At 63.3% G+C, this 23,707-nt stretch carries 22 protein-coding genes; 4 read left to right on the top strand and 18 right to left on the bottom strand.

Annotated features, from left to right (window positions below):
* Positions 1–24: 24 nt before the first annotated feature.
* From JYG32_RS34475 to JYG32_RS34465, 3 genes are read right to left on the bottom strand one after another with little or no spacing between them, the layout of a single operon-like run.
* Complete coding sequence (locus JYG32_RS34475) at positions 25–891, bottom strand: carbohydrate ABC transporter permease (RefSeq protein WP_213268087.1); 867 nt, start codon at positions 889–891, stop codon at positions 25–27.
* Positions 891–1,820, bottom strand: a complete 930-nt coding sequence (locus tag JYG32_RS34470) for a carbohydrate ABC transporter permease (RefSeq protein WP_213268086.1) — start codon at positions 1,818–1,820, stop codon at positions 891–893. Before JYG32_RS34470 ends, JYG32_RS34475 begins: the two co-directional genes overlap by 1 nt.
* Positions 1,821–1,843: 23 nt before the next feature.
* Positions 1,844–3,109: an extracellular solute-binding protein gene (locus tag JYG32_RS34465; protein ID WP_213268085.1), complete on the bottom strand. Its 1,266-nt coding sequence runs from the start codon at positions 3,107–3,109 to the stop codon at positions 1,844–1,846.
* 756 nt (positions 3,110–3,865) lie between these two features.
* Between JYG32_RS34465 and JYG32_RS34460 the strand changes: the two genes are divergently transcribed.
* Positions 3,866–5,014 carry a porin gene (locus JYG32_RS34460; protein WP_213268084.1) on the top strand — a complete coding sequence of 383 codons (1,149 nt, stop codon included), beginning with the start codon at positions 3,866–3,868 and terminating at the stop codon, positions 5,012–5,014.
* 167 nt (positions 5,015–5,181) lie between these two features.
* On the opposite strand, the gene JYG32_RS34455 is transcribed toward JYG32_RS34460, so the two are convergent.
* Positions 5,182–6,159: an ROK family protein gene (locus JYG32_RS34455; RefSeq protein ID WP_213268083.1), complete on the bottom strand. Its 978-nt coding sequence runs from the start codon at positions 6,157–6,159 to the stop codon at positions 5,182–5,184.
* Positions 6,160–6,201: 42 nt separating this feature from the next.
* A complete protein-coding gene (locus tag JYG32_RS34450; protein WP_213268082.1) occupies positions 6,202–7,647 on the bottom strand; it encodes an APC family permease in 1,446 nt (481 codons plus the stop codon).
* A gap of 241 nt (positions 7,648–7,888) precedes the next feature.
* Here JYG32_RS34450 and JYG32_RS34445 point away from each other — a divergent pair, with 241 nt between their 5' ends.
* Positions 7,889–9,097, top strand: coding sequence for an ROK family transcriptional regulator (locus JYG32_RS34445; protein ID WP_213268081.1), 1,209 nt, complete (start codon positions 7,889–7,891; stop codon positions 9,095–9,097).
* A 297-nt stretch (positions 9,098–9,394) separates the two neighbouring features.
* Here JYG32_RS34445 and JYG32_RS34440 read toward each other — a convergent pair whose 3' ends face one another.
* The 3 genes from JYG32_RS34440 to JYG32_RS34430 form a co-directional block, all read right to left on the bottom strand.
* Positions 9,395–11,107, bottom strand: coding sequence for a methyl-accepting chemotaxis protein (locus tag JYG32_RS34440; protein ID WP_213268080.1), 1,713 nt, complete (start codon positions 11,105–11,107; stop codon positions 9,395–9,397).
* Between the two features lie 115 nt (positions 11,108–11,222).
* The gene (locus JYG32_RS34435; RefSeq protein WP_213268079.1) at positions 11,223–11,984 is read right to left on the bottom strand and encodes a polysaccharide deacetylase family protein; all 762 of its coding nucleotides are present in this window, start codon (positions 11,982–11,984) and stop codon (positions 11,223–11,225) included.
* 596 nt (positions 11,985–12,580) lie between these two features.
* Positions 12,581–12,928: a hypothetical protein gene (locus tag JYG32_RS34430; protein ID WP_213268078.1), complete on the bottom strand. Its 348-nt coding sequence runs from the start codon at positions 12,926–12,928 to the stop codon at positions 12,581–12,583.
* Positions 12,929–13,552: 624 nt separating this feature from the next.
* On the opposite strand from JYG32_RS34430, the gene JYG32_RS34425 reads away from it, so the two are divergent.
* Entirely contained in the window at positions 13,553–14,263 is a 711-nt protein-coding gene (locus JYG32_RS34425) for a response regulator (RefSeq protein ID WP_213268293.1), read from the top strand.
* Here the strand turns inward: JYG32_RS34425 and JYG32_RS34420 are convergent.
* Entirely contained in the window at positions 14,241–14,597 is a 357-nt protein-coding gene (locus JYG32_RS34420) for a hypothetical protein (protein ID WP_213268077.1), read from the bottom strand. The genes JYG32_RS34425 and JYG32_RS34420 overlap by 23 nt on opposite strands.
* Positions 14,598–14,602: 5 nt before the next feature.
* Between JYG32_RS34420 and JYG32_RS34415 the strand changes: the two genes are divergently transcribed.
* On the top strand, positions 14,603–15,349 hold the full coding sequence (locus tag JYG32_RS34415; protein ID WP_213268076.1) for a hypothetical protein: 747 nt from the start codon (positions 14,603–14,605) through the stop codon (positions 15,347–15,349).
* Positions 15,350–15,372: 23 nt separating this feature from the next.
* Here the strand turns inward: JYG32_RS34415 and JYG32_RS34410 are convergent, their stop codons facing one another.
* The 9 genes from JYG32_RS34410 to JYG32_RS34370 all read right to left on the bottom strand — a co-directional run bounded on the left by JYG32_RS34410 (position 15,373) and on the right by JYG32_RS34370 (position 23,656).
* Positions 15,373–15,771: a RidA family protein gene (locus JYG32_RS34410; RefSeq protein WP_174382515.1), complete on the bottom strand. Its 399-nt coding sequence runs from the start codon at positions 15,769–15,771 to the stop codon at positions 15,373–15,375.
* A gap of 72 nt (positions 15,772–15,843) precedes the next feature.
* A complete protein-coding gene (gene benD, locus JYG32_RS34405; RefSeq protein ID WP_174382514.1) occupies positions 15,844–16,620 on the bottom strand; it encodes a benzoate diol dehydrogenase BenD in 777 nt (258 codons plus the stop codon).
* Positions 16,617–17,639, bottom strand: a complete 1,023-nt coding sequence (gene benC / locus JYG32_RS34400) for a benzoate 1,2-dioxygenase electron transfer component BenC (RefSeq protein ID WP_213268075.1) — start codon at positions 17,637–17,639, stop codon at positions 16,617–16,619. Before benC ends, benD begins: the two co-directional genes overlap by 4 nt.
* Before the next feature lie 39 nt (positions 17,640–17,678).
* On the bottom strand, positions 17,679–18,167 hold the full coding sequence (benB, locus tag JYG32_RS34395) for a benzoate 1,2-dioxygenase small subunit (protein WP_174382512.1): 489 nt from the start codon (positions 18,165–18,167) through the stop codon (positions 17,679–17,681).
* A complete protein-coding gene (locus JYG32_RS34390) occupies positions 18,164–19,522 on the bottom strand; it encodes a Rieske 2Fe-2S domain-containing protein (protein WP_213268074.1) in 1,359 nt (452 codons plus the stop codon). The genes benB and JYG32_RS34390 overlap by 4 nt, the downstream gene beginning before the upstream one ends.
* A gap of 114 nt (positions 19,523–19,636) precedes the next feature.
* Positions 19,637–20,572, bottom strand: a complete 936-nt coding sequence (catA, locus tag JYG32_RS34385; RefSeq protein WP_213268073.1) for a catechol 1,2-dioxygenase — start codon at positions 20,570–20,572, stop codon at positions 19,637–19,639.
* A gap of 51 nt (positions 20,573–20,623) precedes the next feature.
* Positions 20,624–21,760: a muconate/chloromuconate family cycloisomerase gene (locus tag JYG32_RS34380; RefSeq protein ID WP_213268072.1), complete on the bottom strand. Its 1,137-nt coding sequence runs from the start codon at positions 21,758–21,760 to the stop codon at positions 20,624–20,626.
* A gap of 367 nt (positions 21,761–22,127) precedes the next feature.
* Entirely contained in the window at positions 22,128–22,637 is a 510-nt protein-coding gene (locus JYG32_RS34375) for a hypothetical protein (protein WP_213268071.1), read from the bottom strand.
* A gap of 116 nt (positions 22,638–22,753) precedes the next feature.
* Positions 22,754–23,656: a LysR family transcriptional regulator gene (locus tag JYG32_RS34370; protein ID WP_213268070.1), complete on the bottom strand. Its 903-nt coding sequence runs from the start codon at positions 23,654–23,656 to the stop codon at positions 22,754–22,756.
* Between the last annotated feature and the right edge of the window lie 51 nt (positions 23,657–23,707).

Below are 23,707 nucleotides of genomic sequence, written 5' to 3'. Positions count from 1 at the left end.
TTAATTCCTTTTTGCAAAGAGACGCTACTTGCCTGATCCGGCCATGAGGCCCTGAACAAGGAAGCGGTTCAAAAAAAGCACAACGATGATCGGGGGAATGATGGCGAGCATGCCGGCCGCATTCATCAGCCCGTAGTCGACATAGTTGCGACTGACAAATTCCGGAATGAGGACGGTCAGGGGCTTGGTCGCCAGGGTCGGCGAAAAAACCAGCGGAATCATGAACTGCCCCCAGGCACTCAGGAACGTGAGAATCGCACTGGCTATCAATCCCGGCGCAGCCAGCGGAAGGACGATCTTGAACAGCGTGTAGGTACGACCTGCGCCGTCCATCCACGCTGCCTCCTCCAACGACAACGGCAGCGACTGGTACACGCTTCGCATCAGCCATAGCGCAAGCGGCAGAAACGCTGACACATAAATCATCGTGACGCCGAAGTAGGTATCGATAAGCTTCAACGACACCATGAGCCTGTAAAGCGGAATCATGACCGTATAGGCCGGAATAGCCAGAGACGCGACCACCATGACGAAAATGACATTCCGGCCAGGGAACTTGAGACGAACAAACGCGTAAGCCCCAATCGCAGCAAGCGCGACGGTTACGACCGTTGCCAGGAGGGACGTAACCAGACTATTGACAAGCGCCCGACTGAACTGCGGCCATACGGATTGCACCGCGCTTCCCTGAAACGAACTGGTTGCTCCAAGAAGTTCGCGATAGTGCTCGAACGTCACATGCGGCGGAAAGAAGTGCGGCGACGCCGATATCAGGTCCGTCGGCGCCGTAAAGCTTGTGACAAGCGCCCAATACACCGGCCCCAGCGACCATATCAACAAAGCAGTCGCGCAAATCAGCAAGCCGACGCGGGAAAGGAATGAGCCGCGCATCAGTCGTACCTCGTTTCGCGATAGACGCGTAAAACATAGACAAGCGAGATCAACAGGGAGGCAAACATGACGAGAACCGACAGCGCCATACCGTATGAAAATCGAAGGTCCTGAAAAGCGGACATGTAGACCTGAACAAGCACCGGGCGAGTGTCCAGGCTTGATCCATTCAGGATCCATGCCTCGTCGAACAGATTGAATGCGAAAACCGTCGATTGACTCAGCGCGATAGCGAGTCCACCCGAAATCAGCGGCAGGGTCACTTTGGAAAACATGCGAATCGGACCTGCGCCATCGAGACGAGCCGCCTGATAAAGTTCCGCGGGGATACTCTGCAATGCCGCGAGCAAGATGACCGCTGTCAGCGGCAGCATGCGCCAGACGTGGACCAGTGCCACAAGCAGCAATGCTGTAGTGCGGTCGTTGAACCAGACGTGATACGAACCGATCAGTCCGGCGGATTGCAGGGCACCGTTGAGGAGGCCATAGCTCGGGTTGTAGATCCACGCCCACACGATCGCGTTGACAACCGGCGGCAACGCCCACGGCAGAACCACGGCGGCCAGCAGCCAACGTCGGCCCCAGGTAATCCTGTTCAGCAATAAAGCTGCAGCCAGACCTCCGACCGTTTCCAGAACGACCGCAAATACGACATATTCCATCGTATTTACCCACGCATGCTGCACGCGGGGATCGCTCATCAATGCCCAGTAATTCGCGAAGCCGATGAACGGCGTTCCAGGCCGCATGGGGTCGACCCTGTGCAAGCTATCCCACAGAGTGACTAAAACGGGACCGAAGACCAGTAATCCCATGATGAGGACGATGGGCGCCGCGAAGGCTAAACCCAACCAGCATTCGCCGTTGAAGGTCGAACGCTTGTCAACCTGAAATGGGACGGTCTCGGAGGTTGCGACTTCGGAGGTCATGGCTCTTTTCCTAAGCGATCAGCTCACTGCTTTTGGGCTTCAGTCGTTTGAGCAGCAATTTGCTTGATGGCGGCATCGATAGTGAGCTGCCCTTTCGCGGCTTGATTGATCGCGGTGGAAACCGCGCTGCTGAACTGCGGATACCATCCGGGCGTTCCCTGTTTGAAAAGCGGTTCGACGACGGCGGCCTGGGCAAGAAGTGCCTTTCCGCTGGCGAGCTTGCCGCTTTCCTGGAGCGATTTCAGTACACTGGTCCGGGTCGGCAAGTTTCCGAGAGCCGTATAGCTTTCCATCTGGTTCTCGGGCGCGACGAACCAGCGAATGAAGACTTCAGCCGCTTTCTTGTGCGTAGATGCCGCAGGAATGCCGACAGCCTCCGGCAACCCGAACGTTCGCGTCTTTCCGGACACCGTCGGCATAAGCGCGCCTTCGGCTGCTTTCGCCACCTTCGACTTCGACGGATCCGTGTAGACGGAGAGATTTCCGGCCCAACCCGCAACGTCAAAGCTCGCCTGCCCGTTTTTGAAGAGCTCCTGAACCTCGACGTCCTTCAGGCCGGTCGACGCGGGATCGACAAGCCCTGCCTTGAGCGCGCCGATTTCCCATGCCAGGGCTTTGTAGCCGGCAGAGTCCGGCGACGTGAATGACGGCTTCAGATCGTTATCGAAGAGGTCCCCGCCAAAGGCCTTGGTCAGCAGGTACCAGGCCGTCGCGGTGCCTTCCGTAGCCGAGAGTGGTAGAGCAATCGGAAACTTCGCTATCCCTTTTTCCTTGATGGTCTTGGCGTCGGCAAGCAATTCGGCCAGCGTCTTCGGCGGCTGGGCGATACCGGCCGCGCTCAACTGCTCGCGATTGAAGATGAGAAGGCGAAAATCGTTGTTATAAGGAACGCCGATCAGTTTCTTGTCATAGGTAAAGATCGAGGTTGCAGGCAAGTCCTTGGCCGTTGCCGCATCGACAGAAGCATTCAAGGGGGCATACCAACCCGACGAACCGAATTGCCCCACCCACGACCAGTCGATTTCCGTGACATCGGCAGGCGGGCTGCCTGCGATCGATGCCGTGATGATTTTCGTTCTGATCTCGTCCCAGCCCAGCGTTTGCAGACTCAGCCTGATGCCGGTCTGCGCAGTAAATCGGTCTGTCATGCCCTTCGGTAACGTCGCCCACGGCGGCAGCAAAACGGTAACCGTCTCTCCCGTGAGCGGCACCGCCGCTTGAGCGCCGACCGGCAGAGCGGCGCAAAGCACGATGGTCGCGATGGCCGCCATATGCATTTTTCTTTTCATCTTGCTGCCTCCTGTACTGGTTGTGGGGGGGTGATGGAACGGAAAGATACACCCCAGAAAAATCAAACTCAATCACTATTTTGACTTATTTTGATTCATGAAGCCGGCGGAGAGGTTGCTTCGTCGCGCAAGGCTCGAGGCCAAGCGGCGCAGGTGGCCGCGGGCCCATGCGAGAGCGCCGGTTGGCAGGCTCCTCAATGAGAAAGACGCCCGGGAAACGTCTGACGTATCGACCGATCTTGTGACGCTGTTTTTCGCGTTTCGACGACCGACTTCGCCGTGGAACCGAGGCCTTTCGAGCACGAAGCGCAGGCACCACTCACCTTTCAACCACAATCACTTCAAAAAACATCACGATTGTGATTGCATTGGATTTTTTTGACTGATAGCGTGGCGCCTATTGATCTTGCCTGGTGGCCGGCTCGAAAAGGTCGCTCCGTATCCCCGGGTTCGATTGTTGAGGCCCGCCTCGACCAACTGGAGTACGTCGATGCCAATAACTTCGTTCAACTAAATTGCCCGCGGAGAACGAGCGTTCCTCGCTTCTGCCTTTTAGGGCGGGTTGTAAGTCAACGACGGCGCACGACCATGGCCGGTTGCCGCCGCGATCTCTCTGCTTCACCCGCAGAGGGCCTGGCGCGTCGATGCCGAAGTATCCGGCAACAAGTTTGCAGTGACGCTTCAAACAAAGCAGTCGATCTCCCGGTGTTGCCACCGTGGACGTCAACGGGGTCAGTCAAACAGGAGGAGTAAAGCATGAAGAAGGTATATCTCACGGCGGAAGTCGCCTTGGCGGCATCGCTCGCGGCCGGTACGGCGCATGCGCAGAGTAGCGTGACGTTATACGGCGCAATGGACATGGGCGTGAACTTCACGTCGAACGCCCAGGGGAGTCACGCATTCGCGATGGTCAGCGGCAACACGCAGGAATCGATGTTCGGGATGAAGGGCACCGAGGATCTCGGCGGCGGCCTGAGCGCACTGTTCACGTTGGAAAGCGGGTTCAACGGTAGTAACGGCCAGTCGAACGAAGGTGGCCGCCTGTTCGGCCGCAATGCATACGTAGGTCTGGCGTCGACGCAGGCGGGCACGCTGACGCTGGGTCGCCAGAACGACGCGACTGTCGATTTGTGGGCCCCGTTCACCGGAGCCGGTGGCGCGATCGGCGACTTCGCTGCGCATCCGTTCGACAACGACAACGCCGACACCAGCTTTCGTCCGAACAACACGATCAAGTACGTGTCGCCCGTGTTCGCCGGCCTGCAGGCCGAAGCGACGTACAGTTTCAGCAACACGCCAGGCTCCGCGAACAACCGCAACTACAGCACCGCGCTGAGCTATACGATGGGTGCCTTCTCGGCTGCCGCCGCATACATGAAAACGAACAACGGCGGCGCGCAGGCCCCGAACCAGAGCGGCGCGCTGACCAGCGACGCCGTCTTCACCGCACCGTCGCAGCAGAACATCGACGCTGGCGTCAAGTGGACGTTCGCGAACAACGCGAACGTCGCGTTCGCGTATTCGCACACCGACGTATACAACCCGGTCGCAAACGCGTACGTATCCAGCATCGGCACCGGCTGGAATTCGTGGAAGTTCAACAACTTCGAGGTAAACGGGCAGTATTTCGTGCGTCCGGAATTTTACCTGGCCGGTTCGGCCGCGTACACGAACGCTCATTTCAACGGCGCCGGCGGGGACTCCACCGCCAACTGGATTCAACTTGCCCTGATGGCGAACTACAGCCTCAGCAAGCGCACGTCCGTCTACGTCCAGGGCGCGTGGCAGCACGCGAACTCGAACACCGGCACCGGTCTCGATCAGCCGGCCATCGTCGGTTCGAACGGCCCGTCAACGAGCAAGAACCAGTTCGTCGGTCGCGTCGCGCTCGTCCAGAAGTTCTGAGGACCGGCACGCGTCGCCGCCGCGGCCGCCCGCACCACGCCAACGGCCGCAGCGGCGACGTCGAAGCAGACTGGTCAGCACATCTCCCCTGCCCGTCTGTCACGATGACCAAGGTGAACAGGATGCTGAAAAAGCCAACAACCCATTGGCTCTTGTCGGGCCCCTCTCTAAGAGAGGAGTACTTGAAACCGGCCTTCGCGTTGAGCAGGCAGCGGCAATGACGGATGACGGGAGTTCCAGATGTCCCGTGCGAGCGCGATCGCGCCTCGCAGCGCCGCGCCATGCCCGAAGGCCGAAACCGTCACCTCGGGCGGGTAGGGAACGGCGCGCGCGAGGCAAGTCCGGATTTCATCCGCGACCCGCGGCATCCGTGACATACCGCCGCCGATAACGACCCGCGATGGATCGAGAAGAAGCACCATATTCGCCACATGTGCGCTCAGGCCCGTGAGCGTATCGTCGAGCAGGCGTGCCATCTGCGGATCCGTAAGGCTCAGGTCGAACACGTCACGCGTCGTTACCGGACAACCGAGCATCCTGCTGGCCCGGTCGCTGATCGCCCGACCCGACACGAAATCTTCGAGCGGAGCGCCCCCTTCCGCAAATGGCGCTTCCCCCGGCACTCCGCGCAACTGATATCCGATCTCGCCGGCGGCACCGTGCGACCCGCGCAGCACCTTTCCGCCGATGACCGCAGCGGCTGCCAGTCCGGTTCCCAGGTTCAGATACAAGCCACAATCGATACCGACGAGTGCACCACATCGTGCCTCGGCGAGCGCCGCAGCCTTGACATCAGTTTCGACGCCCACGCATTCGACCTCGAAGCCTTCGCGCAGCTGGTCCGCGAGCACGAGCCGCTCCCAGCCGGGGTTGTTCGGTGCAAGGCGGATGCCGTCCCGCTCGACGATGCCGGGCGTCACGGCGGTGACCGCACGAAGCGGCACACCGAGCGTGACGACGGTCCGGGAGATCAGTCCCCACGCGGCTTCGAACATCCGCCGCATCACCGCATCCGCACCCTGTTGCGCCAGGGTCGGGATTTCGGTCTCGTGCAGACGGTGTCCCGACTGCGTGGTCGTGGCCATCGCGATCTTTGTGCCGCCGAAATCGATAGCCAGTGCGAAGCCGTCGTCGCTGGTATTCATAGGCCGGTCTGCCGGAAGGTTGTTTGCGTTCATCGGGGGGACTCAGTGGCTGGCGGCGGACTTCTGTTGCTCGAGGAAGGTTTCGCGAATATGCTTCGGGCCGAACGGCCACTGCCGTGCGATGCGCGCCCAGATCACGAACGCGAGCAGGCCCAGTGCAATCCAGATTGTCGACATGAGCTGCGACTGGTGATCGGTCGCGTAGAAGACGTACAGCCATCCAACCAGCGCCACGAGACTCGGTACCGGATACAGCCACTGTCGGTACGGGCGGTTCAGGGCCGGCTGACGCCTGCGCAGCACGGTCAGCGCCGCAATCTGGGCGACCGACTGGAGCAACACCGCCACGGCGACCAGCATATTGATCACCGTCGTCAGGTCGAAGAACGTTCCGGCCGCCGTCACCACGCCCATGACCAGCAACGCCACATGGGGGAAGTTGTGTTTCGGATGCAGCCGGCCGAATGCGGAGAGAAACACGCCGTCGCGCGCTGCATGGAACGGCACTCGCGAACCTCCGAGCAAGCCGGCGAACACCGACGCGAACGCCGCGATCAGGATCAGGACCGTGACGAACGCCGCAGCCGCATGCCCCCAATTGCGCGACACCACGAGCGATGCAACGGAGGTCGACTTCGCAACGTCCTGCCACGGCACCGTGCCGATGACGCCGATGTTCATCGCGAGATAGAACACCATCATGGCGACGATCGAGACGATGATCGAGCGCGGCATCACGCGGCCCGGGTTCTTCAGCTCGTCGCCCATGTACGCGGTGGTGTTATAGCCCGCATAGTCGTAGATGGCGATGATCAGGCCCGCGCCTAGACCGGTAAAGAACTTGCCGATATCGCCCGCATCCGGCGGCAGCGACATGGCGAGGCTCAGGTGGAAATCGGAATAGGCGGCGGCGGTCGTCAGGCCGACGGCGAGGACCATGATGATCCACAGCACCGCGCTCAGCGCGCGGATCGATTCGATACGGCGATACAGCGCCAGAACCACGACCGCGACGACGGCGATACTGATGGCATGCGTCTGCCAGGGCGCGAGGTTCGGCAGGAAAAATCCGAGATACTGGACAAAGCCGATGACGCCCGTACTCATGATCAGCGGGATCGACAGCATCGCGGTCCAGACGAACAGGAACGGCATCAGTTTGCCGGTGCGGTACTGGAACGCCTCGCGCACGTACAGGTACGTGCCCCCTGCCCCGGGCATCGCTGCGCCGAGTTCCGCCCATACCAGTCCATCGCTCATCGCGAGCAGCGCACCGAAAATCCAGCCGATCACGGCGAGCGGTCCATTCATCACCGCGACGATCGCCGGGATGGTCAGAAACGGACCCACGCCGCAAATCTGGATCATGTTGACGGCAATCGCCGGAAACAGTCCGACCGACCGTCGAAACTGCGGCCCGTCGTTTCCGGGTGCCTGCGCGGGGTTTGCAGGCGTGCCGGCGGGGTCCTGCCAGGTTGAATCGCTCATCGTGTCTCCATGTGGCTTGTACCGCGTCTCATCGTTCGGAACTGCTCCGGTCGGCACCGTTTCCCGCTGTCGGTGTCACGTTGCGAATGATAGGAAAGATTCTTTACGAATTCAAATGCGCCAAAATAACCCGGTTGTCCTCCGCCCGCCGCGTTCGCTCACGCCCCCCTGATCACGGGATTGGCTTGCCCCGCGAGACGGGTCGTTGATAGGATCGGCCATCCCGCAAATCACGCCCCGCATGAACCACCACACCCCGAAAGCTATCCAGACCGTCCCTGTTACCCGGGGGCCGGCATTCGTCCGTCAGGGTAATGAATGGGCGATCTACCAGCATCTGCTGTCGCTCGCCCCCGCATCCAGTCCGCAGTTGGCCGCGAGCACCGGCCTATCGAAGGTGACGGTATCGGCTGCGCTCGGCAATCTCGAACGGCTGGGGCTGGTCGAGCAAACCGGCGTGCGCGCCGGCAACGCAGGGCGTTCGCCGCGGCTGTACGCGCCGCGCGCGCGGGCCGGGTTCGTGGTCGCCATCGACGTCGGCGCAAAATGGATTCGCGGCGCGGTCGCCGATCTGACGGGTACCGTCATCGCACGGCTGGAAAAGCGCACGCCCTCGCGCGTGACGCAACTGGTCGCGCGCATCGTCGAGATCGTGGACGCCATGCTCGACGAACAGAAGGTGCCGCGCGACGACGTACTGGCGACCGTAATCGGTTCACCCGGTGTGCTCGACGGGGCCAGCGACCGGTTGCGCCTTGCGCCGAACCTGCCGGACTGGGAGCGCCCGGGGCTGATCCCGTCACTGCGCGAGGCGCTCGGCGCCGGTATCGTGATCGAGAACGACATCAACCTGGCGACACTGGGCGAGCAGCGGCACGGGCTCGGGCGCGACGTCGAGAATTTCGTGTTCATGTCGATCGGCACCGGTATCCGTATCGGCATCGTGGCCGGGGGCAGGCTGCATCGAGGCGCGCACGGGTTCGCGGGCGAGATCGCGGTGCTTCCCCCCGCACCCTCGGTCGGCAAGCGCACTGGCGACGGTCCACAGCACGGCTTCGAATCATTCGCGGCGGCAAAGGGCATCGTCACCTATGCGCGGCGATGCGGACTCGTGGTGTCGAGTGCCGAGGAGGTCTTTGCCGCGGCCAATGCCGGAGATGAGCGCGCACAACGATGCGTGGCGGAAGAAGCGCGTCAGCTCGCATGGGGACTCGCGTCGATCATTCCCGTACTCGATCCCGCGCTCGTCGTGCTGGCGGGCGGTATTGGTCGCAGCGGTGCGCTGCTTGTTCCAGCGATCCGCGCACACCTGTCGGCGTCGCTGCCGATCCCGGTACCCGACTTCGCGATCTCCGCGACGGGAACGGACGCGGTGCTGCTTGGCGCGATCGTGCAGGGCATCGATCGGGCGCGCGTGAAGGCCTTCGAGCGTGTCGGCTACGACGCCTGATCTCGGAGCACGGGGCATGATTCCGTCGGCGATTCCTGTTGTGAACGATGCCCCGATGTCGCACGCCGAGATCTGCGCGTATGAGCATCCGTGGCGGCAACCGGATGCGAGCACGAAGACGCTCGCGGCGCCATTCGCAGCCGACCCCGGACAATCGCCGGCGGATCCGGTCGACGCGACACCGGCCAGCCGCACTGCCGACGACGTGACCGGGCTGCCGCACGCGCAGTGCATCACACGAGCTCCATCCATCGGTCTTTCCCCGGTTGTCGGCGGCAGGGCCGCCTGGAAGGCATGTCACGCATCAGCCGCGCCGGCAGCGGCCATTGCCGGCACGGACGTCCGCACGACCGACGCAGAGATCCTCCTGCCGGCCAGGGCCCGGGGAGGTGCAGGCCGCACCGGCTCCGGCTGCGATCGCACCGGCATGCCGGCAGGCGCGCCATCGACACGGAAAAACGCCACCGCCTCGGTCAACTGACGGCCCTGGTCCTCCAGCGACTTCGAGGCCGCCGCCGCCTCCTCCACGAGCGCGGCGTTCTGCTGCGTGACTTCATCCATCTGAGTGATCGCCTGGTTGACCTGCTCGATACCCCGGCTCTGTTCGCTCGAGGCCGCTGCGATCTCGCCCATGATATCGGTCACGCGGGCCACCGCCTGCGTGACTTCGGCCATCGTTTTGCCGGCCTCACCCGCGAGCGTCGAGCCGTCGTGGATCTTCTGCACCGAGGCATTGATCAGGTCCTTGATCTCCTTCGCGGCGCTCGACGAGCGCTGCGCGAGGCTTCGAACCTCGCTCGCCACAACCGCGAAGCCGCGCCCCTGCTCGCCCGCGCGCGCGGCTTCCACCGCGGCGTTCAGGGCCAGGATGTTGGTCTGGAACGCGATGCCCTCGATGATTCCGGTGATCTCCGCGACCTTCGTCGAACTATGACTGAGGTCGGTCATGGTCTCCACGACCTGTCCGACCACGGCGCTGCCCTTGTGCGCGACCGCGGATGCATTCGCAGCCAGCGCGCTTGCCTGCTGCGCGTTTTCCGCGTTCTGTTTCACCGTAGAGGTCAGTTCCTCCATGCTCGAGGCGGTCTCCTGCAGCGAAGACGCTTGCTGCTCGGTGCGCGACGACAGGTCCTGGTTACCCGAAGCGATCTGGCTCGTGCCGGTGGCAATATTGTCCGCCGAGGTTCTGACCTGACCGATCAGGCGCACGAGGCTCGTCTGCATCTCGCCCATCGACGCGAGCACGCTCCCACGTGGCGCGGCCCGCGCACCCGGCACCGGGCTCAGATCTCCGCCCGCCACGCGCCGCGTGACGCCGCCCAGCTCGGCCGGCTCCGCGCCGAGTGCCCGCGTCACGCTGCGGGTGATCAGCAGCGCCGCGACGGCAGCAGCGGCGAGCGCGGCCAGACAGATGCCGACGAGCAGCGCGCGCTGCGCGGCATACTGGTCTGCCGCCTCCTGAACCCGGTGCTCGGCGCGCCCGTTCGTGTATTCCGCGTACGCTCTGGTCGCCTTGGCCAGTGCCGCGAGCAGCGGACGGCACTGGTCGTTCATCTTCGTGATCGCTTCGTCGCGTTTGTTGTCGAGCGCAAGTCTGACGATGTCGGCCGCCACCGGACCGTACTCGCTCTCCACGCGGTTGATTTCGGCCACCAGGCTACGAGCCTGGTCCGTCGTGTCTGTTGCGCCAGCCATCAGATCGTTCAGTTGCTTCAAACGCACCCGCACGTCCTCATGCGCCTGCGTCACGGCAGCATGTTCCATTTCCAGATCGGCGGGTTTGGTAACCAGAACCAGATTACGCGCGGCGATCGCGCGCCGGTCGACCGCACTGCGCACCCGTCCCACGGTATTCGCGCGCGCGGTCACGCCATGCACATACAGGGCGAACTTGTCATTTGCGTCGCTTAACGCGTGCAAAGCCAGTCCCGATACCAGCACCACCAGCCCGGCGAGCAGACCAAAGGCAACCGCGAGTTTTGACCGTACCGTCATCGGTCTGACATTCATGCTTTTTCTCCCCGTGAAAACGGAATAAAGTTAGGCTTCCTTCTTTATCGTCCCCGCGCCGTGCTGCTTGAATGACGTGACGGCCGCCAATCGTTTGCGTCAGGGTTTTCGACAATCACCCCCACCGCTCGTGCTGGTATTGCTGCACCTTTCGCGCCAGCCACTCTCCATTCCTGCCGCTGTCGGCCATGCGATGAATCTGGTACGGGGCGCTACCCGGAACGTTGCGTCGAGTGTTGTCCGTTGTGTAGAGGTACTCGAACCCGGCCGCTCGGGCAGCGTCGATACAGTCACTGTCGCAGCAGCCTTCCGGCCAGCACAAATGCGCTGATGCCATGCCCGTTTTCTCGGTCAGAATCCGCTTCGACGTCTCGATGTCCGTGCGGATGCGATCAATTTTGTCGTCCGGATCGGTACACAACTGGCCCCAGCGCAGGTGACTGTGCGTGTGACTGTGAAATTCGAAAGTGCCAGCCGCGCGCATGATGTCGATCTCACTCCAGCGGACTGTTACATCGTCGGCTTGCCCGATCAGAACGAGGCGTTCGCATTCCGCATGAGAACGTTCCTCACCGGAAGCACGACTGCGAAAGGATCTAGCGGGTCCGTCCTGGACGCGACCGGTGACAAGAAACATGATCGCGTTAAGGCCATAGCGAACAAGGCACGGATGAGCATGGACATAGTTGTCCAGATAACCGCCGTCGAACGTCAGCAGGATCGACTTCTCGGGCATGGCCGCGCCGTGCAGAAAGCACGCGAATTCGTCCGCCGTCAACGTGACGTATCCGTTACGCGCCAGCCAGTGCATCTGCGATTCGAAGTGCTCCGGGGTTATGCTGAACTCCCCGGGCGATGGTGAAACGTGGCGGTACATCACCACTGGTACCGATCGTGCGTACGATTCCATAGATAGCCTTACTTACCTTGAATATCAAAACAGTCATCACCGCTTGCCGCAGACAATTCAGATGCACTCGCCATATTGTTTGGCATCCTGCATGATCATATTTTTATCGTGAATCGAACCTCTGAAAAAAAGCCGGCCCGTTTCGGGGCCGGCGAAAGGGGTTCCGGGCAATTCCAGGGTGAGTGCCGGAACCAGGGCAACCCGCTCTGATCGAAGATCAGATCATCGTCAGGCAACTAGCCAGGTACGGGCTACATGACAGGCCCTCGGCAGGCTCATGGCGATAACGGCATCCTGATCGCCATCGGTCACGGGATTCCCGTTTCGTCCGTCAATATCCGGCCGCCAGGCTTCACCGAACGCCAAGCTTTCGGCGTGGCGACCGCCCACATGCGTTGGCGGCTCTCCACTCGTTCATGGTCGCCGTCGACGAACCACCGCGTCGATCGACAGAGTTGATGCGTTTTCGCAATCGCATACCGCCACCGAAACATTGACCCGCGACAGGCATGTCCAAAGACCTGCCCGCGTATTGAGCATGTGCATCGCCCGGGCAGTAACGCTCATGCGGGAAAAGAAGGGTTTCGGGATGCCATGGCATCCGCCCCGGGCGACAGCGGCTTCGCCGCCAACGCCTGCGTCGCCGGCCGGGCTTCGTGCAACGCAATCCAGCCCTCGGCGATGAGTGCCTCGAACGTTTCCCGGGCGACGGTGGAGATCCGGACATCGATCTCCTGCATTCTCCCGATCGCCGCGCGAACCTCGTCCGGTTGATCGGGCGCAAGCGCAATCACGAACCTTGAACGTGCTTCCGCGGCCCGCACGGCCTCGCTCCAGTCGGCCCGGGCGACCGCGACTTCGATCGCGTTCGTGAGCACATCGAGACTCTGGATGACTTGCAGCGGTGTCATTTCGTACTCCTGTCAATACATCGTACGGTCCGGATGCTTTCCCCTCGAAGGCCCGAGCGACGTGAACACCGATCCACATGCGCTCAATGCCGGCAGTGACGCGCGAATGCGGGCAACTGCGTGTTATCGGTCACCGCCTTCGTCGCTGCAAGCCCTTTGACGACAGAGCGGAAACCGCAATGCAGCATGCACGTCCGTCAGTTGCGAGGATTGTAGGGAGCCATACGCCGCAGCGTACGTAATATTTTGTAATGATATGTCGAGTAACTTTACCGGGCTTCGGATTGGCCAGCGCAAGCGACGTTCGCACAAGCGGTTTCCCGCAAACGTTTTCGCCCGAACGACGCCTCGTCAGGGTTCCCTGCCGGCTGCGCGCCGGATATCGCTCTGAATCTTTTCACTCGTATATCGAGCCGTTCGCCGACGACACGATTCCACACCGTCATCCATTCGCTTTTCCGCAAGGCCGTGATGATTTCCGTTCAGATATGTTCAACGAACGACGCAGATTTCGTCACATTCCATCGGAATTTTGCGCAGTATCATGCACCTCGCTTCGGTTACCACGCGTTCGGACTGGCACTAACCGCTCGCCATTTTCCCGTATTGCCTCCTCGTTTACCGATGCCCATCCGAATCCTGCTCGTCGAAGACGACGTCCATTTGTCCGCGCTGATCGCAGACTATCTGCGCAAGCATCAGTACGAGGTGAACACGCTGTTCGACGGCACCGACGCCGTATCCACGATCGTCGCGAGTTGCCCCGACCTCGTGCTGCTCGACATCAACCTGCCGGGCAAGGACGGCTTCGAGATTTGCCGCGAGGCACGCACGCAATATGACGGCATCATCATCATGGTGACAGCCCGCGACGAAAAGTTCGACGAGTTGCTCGGCCTGGAACTCGGCGCGGACGACTTTCTCCACAAGCCGATCGAGCCACGCATTCTGCTCGCGCGGATCAACGCGCAGTTGCGACGGCTACGCATGCGGTCGGCCGACTGCGCGCCGGAATCGCCCCAGCGATTCGCGTTCGGCAAGTTCTCGATCGACCGGGCGGATCGCAAGGTTCATCTTCCTGACGGTAGCGCGCCTCGCCTTACCTCGACCGAATTCGACCTGCTGTGGGCCCTTGTCAGCCGCGCCGGCGAGGTGGTCAGCCGGGAAGACCTGACGCGGCTGTTACGCCGCATCGAGTTCGACGGCCTCGATCGCTCGATCGACTGTCACATCTCGAAGCTGCGCCGCAAACTGCGTGACGACGCGCTCGAACCGAAGCGAATCAAAACGATCCGCAGCAAGGGTTATCAGTTCAGCAAGCACGCTTGGGAATAGCACCGAATGCGTGCCGACGATTGTTGGCCACGCATTCGGCTTCGTCGATGCACCGCCGGATCAGCACGCTTGCATCGCGCTTGACTTCGTCGACGAGCCAGCCGTAAATACCTTCGATGACCCAGCGATCGGTGCCGGCAGCCTGTCGAACGAGCCGAATCGCGTCCGCCCGCTCGCGGGCAGCGTTGTACCCGCCGGGAACCCAATGAATCAGATCGAGGTCGACGCAGGCGGCGCTGATGTGCGCGGCGATACGATTCGCCAGCCAGCGCTTCCCGGAACCCGGGTTCCCGATGACAAGCGTCCGGTTCAAATCCATGGCGCGCGCATTCATGAAAGATGTCTTTCCCCGCTCCGAATATCAATCAGCGTTCATTGAAGAAACGACCGATGCGACTCCGACACATCCGATCCCGTTTCGCGAAGCTTGCCCTGCCGGCCCTGCTGTTGGCGCCGTTTCCGTCGACAAGCCATGCCGAAGCCGGCGAACTGGGCAGCATCGCGATGGCCGCGGTCACCTTCTCATCGGCGGTCTGGGTCGTGCTGACGCTGGCGGTATTCGTGTGGTTCTTTCGCCGGTTGCCGCTGCTGAAACGGCTCGCGTGTACCGTGCTGTTTTTCTGCCTGCCCGCACTGCTTATCGGCGGCATGGGCCTCGCGGAATACGCACTCGACGGATACACCGACAGGCCCGAGGTCACGGCCAAACCGCTGGTGGTGCTCGGCGTCACCTTCCCGCCCGGGAGCCAGGCCAACTACAACGGAGCCGGCGGTTTGTTCGGCTGGGGCGCAAAACGCACGCTGGAATCGATTCATGGCCCCCGCCCCGTCCTGCTGGGCAACGTTCCGATCGACGGCCTGATTTTCATCCCCGAGAACTGTTGTGACCGAGCCAGGGCCGAGGTCAGCGCAGGTACGATCGTCAACGGCTGGCCTTGCGGCGATGCGATGTTCGACCTCACGCCGGCAGGCCCCGCGTTGAGGTCGTGCTTTCTGGCCGCGCCGCTCACGCGGCACGGGAAGCAGTGGCCCGCCGGGTCTTATGTCGACCTCACCACACCGCCGATTGCGCAGGATACGAAATAGATTTCAATGACGCCGGCAATGCGTCATTCCGGCAACACCGCCACCGCCTTGATCTCGACGATATAACCGGGCGCGCCGCCGAGCATGTGCGCACCGACCGCCGTCCACGCCGGCTTCGGGTGCGCATCGAGGTAGCGGTCGCGAACCTGCATGAACAGCGGCAGGTCGCGCATGTCGGTATGGAACGTCGTCAGGTCGACCACGTCGTCGAACGATGCGCCGGCGGCCTCCAGCACGAGCCTGAGGTTCTCGAACGCCTGCACGATCTGCGCTTCGCGGCCTTCGACGAGTTGCATCGCCGCGTCGCGGCCGATCTGGCCGGATACGTACAGCGTATCGCCGACCTTCAGGCCCGGCGCGTAGCCGATTTTTTCGTACACCGCTTCCATTCCCGCCGGAACGATGGCTTTGCGATCACGCATGGATGTCTCCGTGGCCGGCGTCTTCCCGCCGGCCGGTTGATTGTCGATGAATAAAGGCAAGCGGCGCGCCGCTCAACCCGTATCGCCGCCCGCGACCGGCAGCACCGTGCCGGTGATGTAGCTCGCTTCGTCGGACGCGAGGAACAGGATCGGCGCGATCTGCTCGTCGAGGCTGCCGTAGCGCTTGAAGAACGTCGAATCGGTCACCTGCCGCACCGCTTCGCCCATCCACGCCTGTTCCTGCTCGCTGTCGCCGGCCGCATTGCGCGGCACGCGGCGCGGCGGCGCGCTGGTGCCGCCCGGCGCGGTCGCGACGACACGAATGTTGTGCTCCGCGTATTCCATCGCGAGCGCCGCCGTCAGCGCATTGACGCCGCCCTTCGCCGCCGAATACGGCACGCGGCGGATGCCGCGGGTCGCATTCGACGAGATGTTGACGATCGTGCCGCCGCCGCGCGCGAGCAGGTGCGGCAGCACCGCGTGACAGGTATAGAGCGTCGGCATCAGCGAACGGCGGATTTCCGCATCGATCTGCGCCGGCTCGAATTCGGCGAACGGACGCATGCGAATCGCGCCGCCGACGCCGTTGATCAGGATGTCGATGCCGCCGAACGTCCGCACCGCACACGCGATCGCCGCGTGCGCGCCGTCGTAGGTTTCGAGATCCGCGACGAATCCGGCCGTCTCGCCCTGCGGCGCCTCGGCGGCCACCTCGGCGACGAAATCCGCGCGATCGACGAACAGCACCTTGCCGCCCTCGGCCGCCGCGCGCAGCGCGACGCCGCGGCCGATGCCCTGCGCCGCGCCGGTGACGACGACGACCTTGCCGGAGAATCGTTGCATGGTCATGCCGCCTTTGCCGTGACGTTGGGGGTGAACTTCTCGTAGTGGAAGCTGTTGGGCTTCACGCCTTCGTCGTCGAAGTACTTGCGCACCGCGTCAACCATCGGCGGCGGCCCGCACAGATACACGTCGACGTCGCCGTCGTTCAGCGCATCGGCCGGAATGTGCTGCGTGACCCAGCCCTTGCGCGGATGGCCCGACCCGGCGTCCGCGACGACGGTCGCAAAGCTGAAGTTCGGCAGTTTCGCCGCATACGCTTCGATCGCGTCGACCAGCACCAGGTCGAGATCGCGCGTCACGCCGTAGATCAGGTGCACCTTCTGCTGCGAACCGGTACGCGCCAGCACCTCGAGCATCGACAGGAACGGCGCGAGGCCCGTGCCGCCCGCGAGGAGCAGCAGCGGACGCTGCACGTCGCGCAGGTAGAAGCTGCCGAGCGGCCCGTGCAGCTCCAGCTTGTCGCCGGGCTGCGCCGATTCGAGCCACGTGCTCATCACGCCGCCGGGAATCTTCTTGATCAGGAAGCTGACCTTCACGTCGGCCGGTGCCGACGAGAACGAATAGGAACGGTGCTGGCCGCTCGCGGGCACGTCGATGTTCACGTACTGGCCCGGCAGGAACACGGGTGCGGCCGCGCCGACGTCGAGTTCGAGCACGACGGCCGCATCGTTGTGCTGTTCCACCTTCGTGACCGTCGCGGCAAAGCCGCTTTGCCCGGTCTTGCATGCGACCGACGACGTCGGCACCGCAATCACGCAATCGCTTTGCGGCACCATCTGGCAGGTCAGCACGAGGCCGCCGTCCTTTTCGTCTTCGGTGAGCGCGTCGTCGATGTAGTCGTCGCCGAGGTCGTAGCTGCCGCTTTCGGCGCGGCACTTGCAGGTGCCGCATACGCCGTCGGAACAGTCCATCGGCAGGTTGATCTTCGCGCGGAAAGCCGCGTCGAGGACTTTCTCGCCGGCCTTGCAGTCGATGAAGCGGGTCACCCCGTCCTCGAAATTCAGTGCAATCTTGTAGCTGGACATGGCATCACCTCCACTTCCTTTCATGACAAAGCAACGGCATCAGACGTGATAGACGTCGAGCACCTGCCGGATGTAGTCGTTCTTCAGCACGATCTTCTTGTACGAGATCAGCAGCCCGTCGCCCGCCTTGCGCAACGTGACGAACATCGTGCCGAAGAAGTGGTCGGTCACGCGGTAGCGGTGGTTCAACGTGTGAAAGTTGTAGCGCACGTCCACCTCGTCGCCGCGTTCGGCCAGCACCTCGACGTTCGTCACGTTGTGACTGGTACGCGGCTCGGGCGTCGACGCGCCGCTGCGCTCGGTCTTGATCCGGAACACGCGATCCTCGAGGCCGCCGCGGTCCGGGTAATACATCAGCGAGATCTCGCTCTGGTGGTCGTCGGTCGGCCGATCGTCGTCGTCCCATGCGGGCATCCAGTACGTGACGTCTTCCGCGTAGCAGGTCAGCCACTCGTCCCACTGGCGATCGTCGAGCAGGCGCGCTTCGCGATACAGCGCCGCGCAGACAGTCCGGTAATCGAAGTTCATGCCGCCACCTCCCCGCGTTCCTTCTTCAGCGCATCGCGCATCACACCCACCCAGTGTTCGTGCTGGCACACGAACAGCCCTTCGTCCTCGCTGCGCTCGCCCGAAATGCGCGGGTTCAGCCCCATCTTCTTCGCGTTCTCGTCGGGCCCGTCGACCCACAGCGGCGCGCCGCGCGACAGGTCGTTCCACATCGCCGTGATGCCCGCATAACCGGCCTGGCACGCGCGGAACTCCTCGAGATCGTCGGCGGTGCCCATGCCCGTCACGTTGAAGAAGTCCTCGTACTGGCGGATGCGGACCGTGCGGTCGGCTTCGCTTTCGCCCTTCGGCGCGAAACAGAAGATCGTGACTTCGGTCTTGTCGACGCCGAGCGGCCGCACGACGCGAATCTGCGTGCTGAACTGGTCCATCAGGAACACGTTCGGGTACACGCACAGGTTGCGCGTCTGGTTGACGATGAAGTCGGCCTGCACGTCGCCGACGCGCGCCCTGATCTCGTCGCGATGCTGGTACACCGGCCGCACTTCCGGATTCATCGTCTGCGTCCACAGCAGGATGTGGCCGTGGTCGAACCCGTACACGCCCGCGACCGACTTGCTCCAGCTGTTCGCGTCGACCGCCTTGGTGCCGTCTTCCTTGCGGCGGCCCATCGTCGCCGCGTAGTTCCAGTGCACGGTGCTGACGTGGTAGCCGTCGCAACCGTTCTCCATCTGCATCTTCCAGTTGCCTTCGTAGATGTAGGACGAGTTGCCGCGCAGCACTTCGAGCCCGTTCGGCGCCTGGTCGACGATCTGGTCGATGATCACGCGCGCTTCGCCGAGGTAGTCCTCGAGCGGCAGCACGTCGGCGCCAAGGCTGCCGAACAGGAAGCCGCGATAGTTCGCGAAGCGCGCGACCTTCTTCAGGTCGTGCGACCCGTTCGTGTTGAACTGCACCGGATACTCGGTCGTCTTCTCGTCCTTCACCTTCAGCAGCTTGCCGGTGTTCGAGAACGTCCAGCCGTGGAACGGGCACGTGAAGCTGCCCTTGTTGCCGTGCTTGCGGCGGCACAGCATCGCGCCCTTGTGTGCGCACGCATTGATGACCGCGTGCAGCTCGCCAGTCTTGTCGCGCGTGATGACCACCGGCTGGCGGCCGATCCACGTCGTGTAGTAGTCGTTGTTGTCCGGGATCTGGCTTTCGTGCGCCAGATACACCCAGTTGCTCTCGAAGATGTGCTTCATCTCGAGCTCGTACAGTTCCGCGTTGGTGAAGATGTCGCGGCGGCAGCGGAATACGCCGGCTGCTTTGTCATCCTGCACGGCGGTGGCGAGCAGGTGATCCAGTTCGTTGGCTTGGTCGTTCATGGCGGACATGTTGGCTCCTCCCATGCGCGTGCCGCGTCCTGCAACGCACGCTCGCATCGGTATCGGTTGAATCTCGCGGGGACCCGGCCGGCGGCGGCGCATGCGCGCCACGCCGGCGGGCGGTTAGGCCGTCGCGGCTGCGCGCAGGCGGTGGACGATCTGGTTGTCCTTGCCCTGTACCAGCGGCGTCAGCACGAAGTTGAACTCGATGTCCTGGTACGCATCGGCCTTCATGCCGAGCGCCGTGCCGCCGGTCCTGGCGACCACCGGCGGGATCAGTTCCTCGCGCGTCGCGTACGCGAAGTCATCCCAGATCAGCGGATCGCCAGCGATGTTGAACTGCGTCGTCAGCTTGCGGTGGTCGTGGCTGTCGACGAAGAAGTGCACGTGCGCCGGACGGTTGCCGTGGCGGCCGAGGCCGTTCAGCAACTGCTGGGTCGCGCCCTGCGGCGGGCAGCCATAACCGACCGGCATCAGCGTGCGGAATTCGTACTTGCCGTCCGCGCCCGTCTTCACCGCGCCGCGCAGGTTGAAATCGGTCTGTGCGCCGGTCGGGTCGAAGTGCGAATAGAAGCCTTTCGAGTTCGCGTGCCAGCATTCGACCACCGCGCCCGCGACCGGCTTGCCGTCGAGCCCGGTCACCGTGCCGTGGATCACGAGCGGGCCCGCGCCTTCGTCCGCGTCGAGGTCGATCTTCGATACGCCGTCGCGCACCGGCGCGCCCGCCACATACAGCGGCCCTTCGATCGTGCGCGGCGTGCCGCCGTCGAGGCCGACCGCCTTGTCCTCGGCGTCCATCCGGATGTCGAGATACTTCTCGAGGCCGAGGCCGGCCGCGAGCAGCGCTGCTTCGCCATCCTGGCCGAGCTTGTTCAGGTAGTTGACGCCGGCCCACACTTCGTCGGGCGTGATGTCGAGATCGTCGATCGCCTTGAACAGGTCACCGAGCAGTCGCTGGACGATCTGCTGCACACGCGCGTTGCCGCCGTTCCCGCCCGCGTTCGATGCGGCCTTCAGCAGATCCTGCACTTCGTTGGTATCGAAAACTTTGACGCTCATGATGGTGTCTCCACGTGTATTTAGGGGAATGACGGCTTTGCGTGACTCGGGTTACCGCGCGACTTTCGTCAGCCCGTCGCGGGTGAAGCGCCTGACCTTGTCCTCGTCGAGTTCGATGCCCAGACCGGGGCCGTTCGGCACCGTCAGTTCGAAATCGCTGTAATCCAGCGGCTGCGTCAGGATCTCTTCGGTGATCAGCAGCGGCCCGAACAGTTCGGTGCCCCACTGCAGGTTCGCGAAACTCGCGAACAGGTGCGCGGAGGCGACCGTGCTGAACGCGCCTTCGAGCATCGTGCCGCCGTACAGCTCGATGCCGGCCGCGTCCGCGATCGCGGCCACGCGTTGCGCCGCGAACAGCCCGCCGCTCTGTTCGATCTTGATCGCGAACACGTCCGCGCCGTGATGCTTCGCGATATCGAACGCGCTGTCGGGGCCCTGCAGGATTTCATCGGCCATCAACGCGACCGGGAAGCGGCGCGTCAGGCGTGCGAGCGCCGCGGCAGACGCGACCGGCTGCTCGACCAGCTCGCAGCCGGCATCGGCCAGTGCCGGAATCGCGCGCACGGCCTGCGTTTCGCTCCACGCCATGTTCACGTCGACGCGCACCGACGCGCGATCGCCGACGGCCCGCTTGATCTCGGCCACATGCCGGATATCCGCGTCCGGCGACTTCGCGCCGATCTTCAGCTTGAACACGTTGTGGCGGCGCAGGTCGAGCATCCGTTCGGCTTCGGCGATGTCGGTGGCCGTGTCGCCCGAAGCGAGCGTCCACGCAACCGGCAGGCGGTCGCGCCGGCGGCCGCCGAGCAGTTCGCTGACCGGCACGCCGAACCGCTTGCCGTGCGCGTCGAGCAGCGCGGTTTCGAGCGCGCTCTTCGCGAAGTGGTTGACCTTCGCGAGCTTGCCGACGAACGCCATCAGCGTCTGGATGCGCGTCGCGTCCTTGCCGACGATCGCCGGCGCAAGGTATGCGTCGATCGCGAGCTTCATCGCCTCGGGGCTTTCCGGGCCGTAGGCCATGCCGGCGATCGTGGTGCCTTCGCCGATGCCCGTCACGCCGTCGCTGCAGAACACCTTCACGAGCATCAGCGTCTGGCCGTGCATCGTCGCGACCGACAGCTTGTGCGGGCGGATCGTCGGCAGGTCGACGAGGCGGGTTTCGATGCGTTCGATGGTGACGGAGGACATGGGGCGCGCTGCATGTGGGGAGTTCATGGGACGGATTTATACGCGTCGGGCAAAACCAGCGTCCAATACTTTTGGGCGCGGATTTTAATACCTTGGAGGTATTGAAATTCGGAGATATACGCGTACTACTGCAGCGCACCATACCTGTTTTAGCTGGTTATCGGTGCGCGACGCCTTGCTGGAGCGGGGCGAGAACGGGTGCGGGATGCGGCGGTTCGAGCGTTGCGCTGCGGCCGCTTGCAGGCCGGTAGCGACCGCGAAAATCAGCGGTCGGCGCGGGAAGGTAAGGGTTTTCCTGAGGGAAAAGCGGGCCGGACGGCAGCGGCATGACAGGCCACCGCTTCATCCGGCATGCGTGAATGGCCGGTCAGCGGCCAGCCGCTGCGACCGACGCTTGCCATTGCGCGGCTGCGCCGGCGTAATCCCTGACCTTGAAAGCCGAGCCGTCCTGGACATGGACCCAGCCCAGCGTCCGGTCGGCCAGCGGCTTGTCGTGCTCGTCCGTCGCGATCTTGACGATCGCATGCGCACGGATATGCACAAGGCCGTTCGGATAATCGGACGACGGATGCGCCAGCGTCACTGTCACGAACGGGCCGAGATCCTGCAAAAGTCGGGCGGCCGGCGGATGGTCGGCCATCAGCAGTGTGCCGCCCTTGACGCGGTCGTCCACGCGAATGGCCATGCTGTCCGGTCGCCGGTGCGCGGCGCCCGGCAGCGACATCCAGAGCACGTGATCCGGGTTCACATAGACGACATCGGGATCGCCCATCGCGTCGCGCGTTGCAATCCGGGGTATCGGCATGCAGGGGCTCCAGTCGATTATCGGGCACCGGGCACCGGGCACCGGGTGCGGGTGCGGGTGCGTCGGCCCCATGATGATGCCGCAATATGTCGGCTTTCCACGTGTCTTCTGACGAGCAGCGACGAACCTCGTCAGGTTCGCATCCAGAGCATGGCGCGACCGCCTTGACTACCCGGTCGGTGCACCGACTATCCCCGCCACGTTGCCTGCGCCAGCTTCGCCACCAGTTCGTCGTACGCCACCCGGATGCGCCGGGGTATCGGGCCACGCCGCGGCCGATAGACGTGCAGTTTCCACGGTTCGGGTTCGAGGCTGGACAACAGCCGCACCAGGCGCCCCTTTTTGATGTATGGCCGGGCGAGATATTCCGAGCACTGACCCAATCCCAACCCTGCGCACACGGCCTCGATCTCCGCCTCGGTGTCGTCCGTCAGATAGGCCGGCGACGCGGGTTTGAACTGCTGCTCCCCGCGAAAAATCCACGGCCATGCCCGGCCGCTCGCGCGGTCGATCAGGCACGTCACCGGCATCGATTCGAGTGCCTTGAGGTTCTTCGGCTCGCCCAGCCGTTTGATCAGCGACGGTGCGCCGACGACCCACATCGGCAACGGCCCGACCAGTCGCGCGACAAAGCGGTTGTCTCCGATCGCCCCTACCCGCACGCCGATGTCGATCTGTTCGTCGACCACCGGCGAAGGCACGTCCGACAGCCGCAGATCGGGCACGAGCCCCGGATACCGCTGCATGAGGTCGGCCAGGATCGGCTGAACGTAATGACGCCCCATGCCGGATGGAGCGGTAATCCTGACGACGCCGACCGGTTCGTCGACCTGACCGTTCGCGGGCCCGAACAGCCCGTCGACGGCAGCAAGCGCCGCCTGCGCTTCATGTGCAAACGCCTGCCCGAAGGCGGTAATCCGGATACTGCGGGTCGTCCGATGGAACAGGGTTTCGCCCAGCATCTCCTCCAGTTCGCGCACCGCGCGCGTCACGACCTGCGGCGACACCCCGAGACGCGCCGCCGCCTCGCGGAACGTGGGTGCCGTGGCTGCCGCGGAAAAGATCTTCAGGATGTCGAGTCGGTTGAGCATGAGGAATCCTTCTGACGCTCGCGAAGAAGCGATTTTAATTCCTGAAACAGG

The organism is Burkholderia pyrrocinia (assembly GCF_018417535.1).
Classification (GTDB): Bacteria; Pseudomonadota; Gammaproteobacteria; order Burkholderiales; family Burkholderiaceae; genus Burkholderia; species Burkholderia pyrrocinia_E.
The sequence above is the reverse complement of the archived record's forward strand: the minus strand, read 5'-3'. Positions and strand labels throughout refer to the sequence as shown.

Coding starts and splice junctions, on each gene's coding strand:
- benD (WP_174382514.1), bottom strand. CDS start 16,620: ATGACCATGCAACGATTCTCCGGCAAGGTCGTCGTCGTCACCGGCGCG.
- JYG32_RS34450 (WP_213268082.1), bottom strand. CDS start 7,647: ATGAGCGATTCAACCTGGCAGGACCCCGCCGGCACGCCTGCAAACCCC.
- JYG32_RS34370 (WP_213268070.1), bottom strand. CDS start 23,656: ATGCTCAACCGACTCGACATCCTGAAGATCTTTTCCGCGGCAGCCACG.
- JYG32_RS34415 (WP_213268076.1), top strand. CDS start 14,603: ATGTCTTTCCCCGCTCCGAATATCAATCAGCGTTCATTGAAGAAACGA.
- JYG32_RS34380 (WP_213268072.1), bottom strand. CDS start 21,760: ATGTCCTCCGTCACCATCGAACGCATCGAAACCCGCCTCGTCGACCTG.
- JYG32_RS34445 (WP_213268081.1), top strand. CDS start 7,889: ATGAACCACCACACCCCGAAAGCTATCCAGACCGTCCCTGTTACCCGG.
- JYG32_RS34375 (WP_213268071.1), bottom strand. CDS start 22,637: ATGGGGCCGACGCACCCGCACCCGCACCCGGTGCCCGGTGCCCGGTGC.
- JYG32_RS34410 (WP_174382515.1), bottom strand. CDS start 15,771: ATGCGTGATCGCAAAGCCATCGTTCCGGCGGGAATGGAAGCGGTGTAC.
- JYG32_RS34455 (WP_213268083.1), bottom strand. CDS start 6,159: ATGAATACCAGCGACGACGGCTTCGCACTGGCTATCGATTTCGGCGGC.
- catA (WP_213268073.1), bottom strand. CDS start 20,572: ATGAGCGTCAAAGTTTTCGATACCAACGAAGTGCAGGATCTGCTGAAG.
- benB (WP_174382512.1), bottom strand. CDS start 18,167: ATGAACTTCGATTACCGGACTGTCTGCGCGGCGCTGTATCGCGAAGCG.
- JYG32_RS34440 (WP_213268080.1), bottom strand. CDS start 11,107: ATGAATGTCAGACCGATGACGGTACGGTCAAAACTCGCGGTTGCCTTT.
- JYG32_RS34430 (WP_213268078.1), bottom strand. CDS start 12,928: ATGACACCGCTGCAAGTCATCCAGAGTCTCGATGTGCTCACGAACGCG.
- JYG32_RS34425 (WP_213268293.1), top strand. CDS start 13,553: ATGCCCATCCGAATCCTGCTCGTCGAAGACGACGTCCATTTGTCCGCG.
- JYG32_RS34465 (WP_213268085.1), bottom strand. CDS start 3,109: ATGAAAAGAAAAATGCATATGGCGGCCATCGCGACCATCGTGCTTTGC.
- JYG32_RS34390 (WP_213268074.1), bottom strand. CDS start 19,522: ATGTCCGCCATGAACGACCAAGCCAACGAACTGGATCACCTGCTCGCC.
- JYG32_RS34470 (WP_213268086.1), bottom strand. CDS start 1,820: ATGACCTCCGAAGTCGCAACCTCCGAGACCGTCCCATTTCAGGTTGAC.
- JYG32_RS34420 (WP_213268077.1), bottom strand. CDS start 14,597: ATGAATGCGCGCGCCATGGATTTGAACCGGACGCTTGTCATCGGGAAC.
- JYG32_RS34435 (WP_213268079.1), bottom strand. CDS start 11,984: ATGTACCGCCACGTTTCACCATCGCCCGGGGAGTTCAGCATAACCCCG.
- JYG32_RS34460 (WP_213268084.1), top strand. CDS start 3,866: ATGAAGAAGGTATATCTCACGGCGGAAGTCGCCTTGGCGGCATCGCTC.
- JYG32_RS34475 (WP_213268087.1), bottom strand. CDS start 891: ATGCGCGGCTCATTCCTTTCCCGCGTCGGCTTGCTGATTTGCGCGACT.
- benC (WP_213268075.1), bottom strand. CDS start 17,639: ATGTCCAGCTACAAGATTGCACTGAATTTCGAGGACGGGGTGACCCGC.